Below are 7747 nucleotides of genomic sequence, written 5' to 3' on the forward strand. Positions count from 1 at the left end.
TGGCGGCTTCCGCGAGGCGGAAACCGCCCTACGCAGCGAAGTTTCGTGTACTTGATGCGCACGGGGCTACAAATTGTAGTAAATTTTCTTGATTATCAAGAATTTATGTAGTAAATTTTCATAAGTAGCACGGCAAACCCGGCACAACTCAACTCACACATATTATGGCTCTCAACGATTTTGATCTGGTTCTGTTCGGCGGCAGTGGTGACCTGTCGATGCGCAAATTGCTGCCCGCAATGTATTCCCGCGACGTCTGCGGCGACCTGCCGCCGACCGCGCGCATCATTTGCGTCGGCCGCCAGGATTGCGCCCAGGAAGAATTCATCAACATCGTCAACAGCACGTCGCGCCCGCTGATCAAATCGCCGGCGGTGACGGAGGAAGCGTGGGCCCGCTTCACGGCCCGTATCGTCTACGTGTCACTGAACGCGACCGATGCAGCCACGTACAACGGCCTGGTCGAGGCACTGCGCACCGACGCGAGCGTGACGCGCGTGTATTACCTGGCGACGCCGCCGCACCTGTTCGCCACGATTTGCGACAACCTCAAGGAAAACGGCCTGGCCACGAAGAATTCCCGCGTGGTGCTGGAAAAGCCGCTGGGCCGCGACTTGAAGTCCGCCAAGCAAATCAATGCCGAAGTGGGCAAGGTGTTCGAAGAATCGCAGATTTACCGGATCGACCACTACCTCGGCAAAGAGACTGTACAAAACTTGCTGGCCCTGCGCTTCGGCAACATCCTGTTTGAACCGCTGTGGCGCCGCGAATGGATTTCCGACGTCCAGATCACCATCGCGGAAAAACTCGGCGTCGGCAACCGTATCGGCTACTACGACACCTCGGGCGCGCTGCGCGACATGCTGCAAAACCACTTGCTGCAATTGCTGTGTATCGTGGCCATGGAACCGCCGACCTCGATCGCACCGGATGCGGTGCGTGACGAAAAGCTGCAAGTGCTGCGTTCGCTGAAGAAATTCACCCCCGCCACCCTGGCGCAAAACATCGTGCGCGGCCAATACCGCGCCGGCCACGTCGATGGCCAGGCGGTGCCGGGCTACCGCGACGAGCCGGAAGCGCCGGAACGTTCGCGCACCGAGACGTTTGTCGCCATGAAAGCGGAAATCGATACCTGGCGCTGGGCCGGCGTGCCGTTCTACCTGCGTACAGGCAAACGCATGGCCGATTCGCTGGCGGAAATCGTAGTGCGCTTCAAGCAAATCCCGCACTCGATCTTCAACCAGCCCACCTCGAGCTTCCAGCCGAACTGCCTGGTGATCCGCCTGCAGCCGGACGAAGGCTTGCGCATGAACCTGATGGCGAAAACCCCGGGCGAAGGCATGCGTTTGAAACCGGCCGAGCTGGAACTGGACTTCCGCGAATCGTTCAAGATGCCGCGCATGGATGCCTACGAGCGCTTGCTGCTCGATGTGCTGCGCGGGCAACTGACGCTGTTCATGCGTGGCGACGAACTGGAAGCCGCGTGGGAATGGGTGGAACCGATCCTGAATCACTGGGAACAGGACGAATCGCTGCCGACACCATACGCGTCCGGCACCTGGGGCCCTGCGGCCGCCAGTGCACTGATTGGCCGCGACGGCTTACAATGGCGCGAAGAAGCTTTACCTGAAGACTAAGAGGTTGCGCCGTGCTGCTTGATTCCATCCGAACCCAACTTGATGCGCTGTCCAAATCCGAGCGCAAGGTCGCCCTTGCCGTGCTGGAAAATCCAGCCAGGATCGTGGACCAGAACATCACGGCGCTGGCGCGCACCGCGCAAGTGTCCGAGCCCACCGTGGTGCGGTTTTGCCGCACCCTGGGCTACGACGGCTGGCATGAGTTCAAGCTGAAGCTGGCGCAGGGCCTGGCGCTGGCCCTGCCCGGCCTCAACGAGCAGCCGGCGCAAGACGACCTGGCGGCGGACTTGATCAACAAGATTTGCAGCCGCTCGATCAATACCCTGCTGGACTTGCGCAACAACCTGCGTCCGGAAGCGATCCAAAAGGCGCTCGACATCCTGTCGAAATCCAACAAGATCGAATTCTATGGCCAGGGCACGTCCGGCATCGTGGCGACCGATGCGCAGCACAAGTTCTTCCGTTCCGGCGTGCCGACCGTGGCCTACGCCGACCCCGCGATCCACAGCATTGCCGCCGCGCTGATGCGCGAGGGCGATGCGGTGGTGGCGATTTCCCAGCGCGGCAACAGCCCGGCGCTGGTGCGCTCCGTCAAACTGGCGCGCCGCGGCGGCGCCGAAGTCATCGTGCTGGCGCCCTCTGGCACGCCGCTGGCGGACCTCGCGACTGTCCTGATCCCGATCGACCTGATTTTCAATATCGACCCCTACACGCCGATCTCGGCCCGCCTGGCTTACCTGGTCGTCATCGACGTGCTGGCGGTGGGCCTGGCGCTGCAGCGCGGTCCGGAATTCCGCAAGAAAATGCAGAATGCGCAGAAGGCGCTGCAGGAATTCGATTTGCAGTTTGATTCCTTCATTGGCTAAATTCGCGGCTGCATTTTCACTCATCCGCGCTGCGCCTCGATAAAACTCTTGCCGACAAACGTACGGTGCGCATTGCCGCGCTCGGTCTGCGTATGCTGCAAGCGGCGCTGTGCTTTGGCTGCAGCGGCGTGGCTGCCGGCCAGGGCTTCCAGCTTGCCGGCCAATAAGCGTGCAGCCAACTGCCGGTTGGCCAGCTGGCTGCGCTGCGACTGTACGCGCACCGACACCCCGGTGGCGATGTGCGTGGCGTGCACCGCGCTGGCAGTCTTGTTCACGTGCTGGCCGCCGGGGCCCGAGGCGTGCATCGTTTCATAGCGGATTTCGCTGTCGGGCAGCGGCGCCGGCGGGTCGTGCAGCGCACCGCCGATGAACCAGTTCTTGCGCTTGTGGCCGGGCCGGTAGGGGCTGTCGCAAATCCATTGCAAGGTGCCGGTCCAGCGTTCCGCCAGTTCGCGCGCCGCCACATTGTCTTCATGGCTGAGCAAACCCAGCAGGATGGAACTGTAGGTGTCTTGTGCCGGCCCGGCCTGCTCTTCCAGCACTTCGATTTTCACGCCGCTCTTGTTACCTTCCTTCACCAGCGCATTGAGTGCGTGGCGCACGGCCAGGCAGCATTCCGCCGGGCCGGTATTGGCTGTCAATTGAAACAGGATCATCAGCAGCACTCCCCACGGGTTTTGTAGGTCAGCACGGGACGCAGCCGGGCAACCGCCCGCGCCAACCCCGCTCCTTCCAGACTGTCCAGCACCGTGTCGACATCCTTGTACGCTTGCGGCGCCTCCTCATAAATCAGCGCCTTGTCCGCGCAGATCACGCGGCCACCAAACGACGTGCGCGCCAGCTGGGCCGGTGTGGCCTTGCGCACCAGGCGGTCCTTGCAATCGCTGCGCATCCATTTGCGCCCGGCGCCATGGGCCAGCGATTGCAGGCCGGGGTCGCCATCGGCATGCAGCGGCTGCACCAGGTAGCTCCAAGCATCGCGGGAACCGGGCAGCAGCACCATGCCCTGATCGGATGGATTGGCGCCCTTGCGGTGCAGCCAGCCCGCATTGCCATCGACCATGGCGGGGGCAACATAATTGTGATCGACATCGAGCAGCGGCGCGCCCTGCGTGCGCAGGCGCGCCAGCACGCGCAAGGCAATGACGCGCCGGTTCACATGGGCATACGCCAGCGCGGCCGCATGCTGCGCCAAGTAAGCCTGTGCTTCCGGCGTCCCCTCGATCAGGCCCGCATGGCTGAATTGATCCACGTGGCGGCGCAGCACGATTTGCCCCAGCCCACGCGAACCGCTATGCACGGCAAGGTGCAGGCGCTTCGGTTGCAGGCCCAGCATCGCTGCCGCGTCACTGTCCGCCACATGGTCCACCGCCTGCAGTTCGGCAAAGTGATTACCAAGGCCGATCGTGCCCAGCGACGCCATGCTGGACGGCGGCAAATCCGCCGCGTGCAATTGCCGCGACAATGCCGCCAGCTCATCCTCCAGCGCGGGATCGAGTGCGGACAGGCGCGCCAGTTCCATGTCGCCGGGCGGATCGTCGAGATTGCCCAGTTGCTTGTCGAGCTTGTCGAGGCCGGCCTTGCCGGTGGCCAGTTCGCTGGCCCACAGCCCGATGCCACAGCCGATATCGCCGCCACACAGCGCGGGATACAAGCGGCCGGTGGAAAAGAAGGCCGCGCCGACCGGATAGCCGCGGCCCGGGTGTAAATCAGGTAAGCCTGCCACGCGGCGCATGCCGGCCAGCAGGGACGTATTTTTTAATTGCTGTATGGCTGAATCTTCAAGCCACAGATGGTCCGACGCCACGACAGTCGCGCGGTCGGACACGGTACGGATGTAATTGCCCATTCCGGAATTCCATATCGGAGATTGCGAAAAACGGGCACTGGATTGCGCGCGAGGCGCGGCAACTACTGTTTGGTCAGAGGCGGCTTATGCGCGGGTATCCAGGCCCATCGAGGAAGTTTTGGTGTGTGCGAAAATCATGCTGAACTCCTTTCCTATTGGCACTGGTTAACGGGGAATGAACCCCAAAGGGACGGACACATTAGCGAATGTGTCACGGAATGGCAAGCGTTTTTTATTCCGGCAAGTCGCTGATGGCCCATACCGCCAGCCGCTTGGTGCTGCCCTCGTCAAACACCATGCGTGGCGGCGGCAAGTTGAACGGCGCGGCCGTCAGGTCGAGCGCCAGCCAGCCACCGCTATGGATGTGATCGTTGCGGCCCACGGCATGGGTGGTGGCAATCAGGTAGCGCGCGCCGCTCTGGCGGAAGCGCTTCAATGCCATCAGCACGGCATCGAGCGGCAGGTGGGTGAGGACATCGCGGCACAGGATGGCGTCGCTGCGCGGCAAGGTGGCGGTGACGATATCAGTTTCAGCGAAGAGGCAATTGGGCTGCTCTTTCATGCGTTCGCGCACATCGGTCACCAGTTCCGGCACGATGTCAAAGCCCAGGTACAGGCGCAGCTTGCCCACCAGTTCGCGGGTCCAGTTCATGTCGCCGCAACCGGCGTCGGCCAGGATCTCCACGCCCAGGAAGTCGAGCGCCGCTGGCAGCCATTTGCGCAAGCCGGTGGTGGCCGACAGGGCCGAACCGGAGCCGGAGCGGGTTTCTTCGCAATTCCAGAAATTGTCGCGCCAGATGCGCGCGAACATCTCCTTGCGCGCAGTGCATTGCGCCGGCTGGTCGGCAGCGATCTCCGGTTTCAGCAGTGGCATGCCACGGTACATGCGGGCGCGGAAATCCAGCCCGGCAAAGGCTTCATAATCGGCCAGCGAGCGCGCCGTTCCCAGGCCATAACGCTCCATGTCGACCAGGTCGGCGTCACGCGTCTTGTTCATGCCGAGCACATAGCGGATTCGCTTGCGCGCATGCTGGTTCAGCTTGTCCCAGTCGGTCTGGTCTTTCCAGTGGCGGGGACGTTCCGGCCGCTGCCCATAATCGTGGTACGCCACCACGGCATTCGGTACGAAGATATCCCAGCCGCTGGTCCACATGCGCACGGCCATGGTGATTTCCTCGCCCTCGAAATACACATAGGGATCGTATGGCACTTCTTCGACGATCTTGCCGGCCGCGAAAATCAGTCCGGCGCCGATAAAGGCATTCTGGCGCGGCAGCGGCGGTGCATCCTTCATGCTGGCCATTTCCGAACGCTGGCCCATCACGCCGGAATCGTCGAAGCCCTTGGGGTAAATCGTGACCACGCCCTCGTCGCCATATTTATCGGGCGGCGTAAAGGTCAGCGGATAGGTGGACAGCACGGGCTTGGGGCTGGCGCATTGCGCCAGCATCCCGATCAGCAATTCATCCCAGCCCGGCGCAAAGCGCATGTGGCTGTCGATTTGCAGGTAGTAATCCTCGCCCTGCCACAACGATTGCACCTTGCTGCGCGCCCAGCAGGCGCCCTTGCTTTCCGACGCGTGGACGTTGATGGTGCGCACCTGCTCCGGCCGCGTCTCCACGGTGAAGCAGTCATCATCTTCCTTCGGCACGAATTGCCAACAGATACCGATAAACACCCGCTCCGGCCGGGCCGCCTTGTCAAACAAATCCCGCACGGTGTTCTGGCAATCGGGATCGCGGTAGCTGGCGATGGAGACAAAAATCGTCGGGTGCAAATCGGTGTCCTTTATGTTGTTACCACTGCAGCTTGTCGATATGGTCCGGGTCCGAGTGCGCCTGGTTCATGCCGGAATGGCCGGATGCATGATCGTCGGCTGCCGGCGCATGGCCATCGACAATCTTCTGTCCGTCGATCTCTTCAGTCCACGCCCCGCCCTGTACTGTACCGTGTTCGTGACTGAAGTCCATCTCGATCACATCGGCCCAGTTACCACTGGCCGCGCCGCCGGCGCCCATTCCGCCGTCAACGTCGCCGAAGTGGAACATATCGGTCGTCGCGTCATGTTGCAGGCTGTCATGGCTCGTCAGCGATGCGCTGCTGTCGTGCGAGCTTATGCTGTCCGCATGGTTGCCGTCAACGGACAGGCCCTTGATGTTGGACGTCTCCGTGTCGGCGGTGGTACTGGAGTTGTGGTTACCACTGTCGTCGCTGGCCGCCTTGGTGGTGGTGCTGGTTTCATCGGATTCCGGTGAGCGTCCACGTCCGCCGGCTTTGGTCTTGCCACCGCCGTTACCGTTGCCGTTGCCGTTATTGCCATTACCGTTGCCGTTATTGCCGTTGCCATTGCCGTTGTTTCCGGAAGCGCTGGTTGGAGCTGGAGTTGACGTCGGCGCAGATGTCGTCGTCGGTTCAGGCGTCGATGTCGGGGCTGCGGTCGGGGCTGCGGTCGGCGCACTGGTCACGGCATTTTCAGCATTGTTATGGTTGCCTGAGTTGCCCGGCGCAGTTTGGTCGCCGTTGCCATGGCCGTTGTTTGCCTGCGAACCATTGCCATTGCCGTTGCCGTTGCCGTTGCCGTTGCCATTCCCGTTGCCATTGCCGTTGTTGCCGGTTTCCGGTGCGCTGGTTGGCGCTTGCGTTGGTGCTGCCGTCGGGGCCTGGGTCGGGACAGGGGCCGTCGTCACTGCATTCTCAGCATTATTATTGCTGCCGGAATTGCCTGGCGCAGTCTGATCGCCATTGCCGTGCCCATTGTTCGCTTGCGAGCCGTTGCCGTTGCCGTTGTTGCCGGATGCACTGGTAGGTTCAGGCGCAGTGGTTGGCGCTGACGTGGCAGTTGGGGCTGGCGTAGTCGTTACGGCGTTTTCCGCGTTGTTATTGCCACCGGAGTTGCCAGGGGCAGTCTGGTCGCCGTTGCCGTGGCCGTTGTTGGCTTGCGAGCCATTGCCATTGCCATTGCCATTGCCGTTGTTACCGGACGCGCTGGTTGGTGCTGGCGTCGTGGCTGGCGCCGACGTTGCGGTCGGGGCTGGCGTAGTCGTTACGGCATTTTCAGCGTTGTTGTTGCCACCGGAATTGCCAGGGGCAGTCTGGTCGCCGTTGCCGTGGCCATTGTTGGCTTGCGAACCGTTGCCGTTGCCGTTGTTACCGGACGCGCTGGTTGGTGCTGGCGTCGTGGTTGGCGCCGACGTTGCGGTCGGGGCTGGCGTAGTCGTTACGGCATTTTCAGCGTTGTTGTTGCCACCGGAATTGCCAGGGGCAGTCTGGTCGCCGTTGCCGTGACCATTGTTGGCTTGCGAACCGTTGCCGTTGCCGTTGCCGTTGTTACCGGACGCGCTGGTTGGTGCTGGCGTCGTGGTTGGCGCCGACGTTGCGGTCGGGGCTGGCGTAGT

Annotated in this window: 6 protein-coding genes; 2 read left to right on the plus strand and 4 right to left on the minus strand. The window is 62.3% G+C overall.

The features are described 5' to 3' along the window. The first annotated feature begins 164 nt into the window (after positions 1 to 164). Together zwf and AC1RRC_RS23770 are read left to right on the plus strand one after the other, a co-directional pair. On the plus strand, positions 165 to 1637 hold the full coding sequence (gene zwf / locus AC1RRC_RS23765) for a glucose-6-phosphate dehydrogenase (protein WP_493058007.1): 1473 nt from the start codon (positions 165 to 167) through the stop codon (positions 1635 to 1637). A gap of 11 nt (positions 1638 to 1648) precedes the next feature. Beyond that, the gene (locus tag AC1RRC_RS23770) at positions 1649 to 2503 is read left to right on the plus strand and encodes an SIS domain-containing protein (RefSeq protein WP_493058008.1); all 855 of its coding nucleotides are present in this window, start codon (positions 1649 to 1651) and stop codon (positions 2501 to 2503) included. A gap of 20 nt (positions 2504 to 2523) precedes the next feature. On the opposite strand, the gene prfH is transcribed toward AC1RRC_RS23770, so the two are convergent. From prfH to AC1RRC_RS23790, 4 genes are all read right to left on the minus strand, one after another. Then, positions 2524 to 3159 (minus strand): peptide chain release factor H, encoded by a 636-nt coding sequence (prfH, locus tag AC1RRC_RS23775; protein ID WP_493058009.1) that lies wholly within the window; start codon positions 3157 to 3159, stop codon positions 2524 to 2526. Next, positions 3159 to 4352: an RNA ligase RtcB family protein gene (locus tag AC1RRC_RS23780; protein WP_493058010.1), complete on the minus strand. Its 1194-nt coding sequence runs from the start codon at positions 4350 to 4352 to the stop codon at positions 3159 to 3161. Before AC1RRC_RS23780 ends, prfH begins: the two co-directional genes overlap by 1 nt. 232 nt (positions 4353 to 4584) lie before the next feature. Then, positions 4585 to 6129 carry a GlcNAc-transferase family protein gene (locus AC1RRC_RS23785; RefSeq protein WP_493058011.1) on the minus strand — a complete coding sequence of 515 codons (1545 nt, stop codon included), beginning with the start codon at positions 6127 to 6129 and terminating at the stop codon, positions 4585 to 4587. A 19-nt stretch (positions 6130 to 6148) separates the two neighbouring features. Next, on the minus strand, positions 6149 to 7747 hold a 1599-nt coding region (locus AC1RRC_RS23790), incomplete at its 5' end, for a hypothetical protein (protein ID WP_493058012.1).

It is taken from the genome of Pseudoduganella sp. GW821-FHT12E03, from assembly GCF_058807115.1.